The organism is Helcococcus bovis (genome assembly GCF_046035835.1).
GTDB lineage: Bacteria > Bacillota > Clostridia > Tissierellales > Peptoniphilaceae > Helcococcus > Helcococcus bovis.
This window is the reverse complement of record NZ_JBFNGB010000059.1, coordinates 1-329: the sequence shown is the minus strand read 5'-3', so window position 1 is coordinate 329 and position 329 is coordinate 1. Positions and strand designations below refer to the sequence as shown.

Annotated in this window: 1 rRNA gene; it reads left to right on the top strand. The window is 43.5% G+C overall.

Annotated elements, in window-relative coordinates:
- A 23S ribosomal RNA gene (locus ABGF48_RS08500) occupies positions 1-329 on the top strand; the annotation flags it as partial.

The window sequence follows — 329 nt, the reverse complement described above, 5'->3', positions numbered from 1 at the left end:
GTCTAGTAGAATTATCTGGAAAGATAAACCATAGAAGGTAAAGGTCCTGTATACGAAAGACAGATTAAAGCAGCATAAAAGAGTACCATCGAACACGTGGAATTCGGTGGGAATATAGGGGGACCACCCCCTAAGGCTAAATACTACCATATGACCGATAGTGAAGAGTACCGTGAGGGAAAGGTGAAAAGAACCCCGGGAGGGGAGTGAAATAGAATCTGAAACCTTGTGCTTACAATCAGTGGAAGCAGACAGGATCTGTAACCACGTACTTTTTGTAGAACGGGCCAGCGAGTTATGGTATGAGGCGAGGTTAAGTAATTAAGTTA